1 pseudogene is annotated in these 507 nt (G+C 67.9%); it reads left to right on the forward strand.

The window, feature by feature from the left end:
* Positions 1 to 107: 107 nt before the first annotated feature.
* A pseudogene (locus tag IVA82_RS26515) lies at positions 108 to 507 on the forward strand (IS21 family transposase); the annotation flags it as partial.

Here is a 507-nt window from a genome sequence, read left to right on the forward strand (position 1 = left end):
TAACAGGGCTGTGGACGGGCGTGATGAACGCCGTTGGGTGATCCGCGAATCAGCCGGACTTCGCTCCTTTTTCGAGAGGAGTGGGGATGGCCCAACAGAGATTACCCATGCGCAAGATCCGCGACGTCCTGCGGCTGTCGGCCGCCGGCCTGTCCAAGCGCCAGATTGCCGCCAGTCTCGGGATTGGCCCGACCGCCGCCGGAGCGTGCCTGCGCCGGGCGCGCGAAGCCGGCGTCGGTTGGCCGCTGCCGGACGATCTTGACGACGCCGCACTGGAGAGCCGCCTCTATCCGGTGCCGACGACCACGGCCAAGGATTGGCGGTCGCTACCGGACTGGCCGGCGATCCACCGTGAGTTGCGCCGCAAGGGCGTGACGCTGCAACTGATCTGGGAGGAATATCGCGCCGCGCATCCCGACGGTTACGGCCGCAGCTGGTTCTGCGAACTCTATCGAGCCTGGGAAGGCCGGTTGTCGCCGACGATGCGGCAGGCGCATGTGGCCGGCG

The organism is Bradyrhizobium sp. 142 (assembly GCF_023074015.1).
In the GTDB taxonomy this organism is placed as follows: domain Bacteria; phylum Pseudomonadota; class Alphaproteobacteria; order Rhizobiales; family Xanthobacteraceae; genus Bradyrhizobium.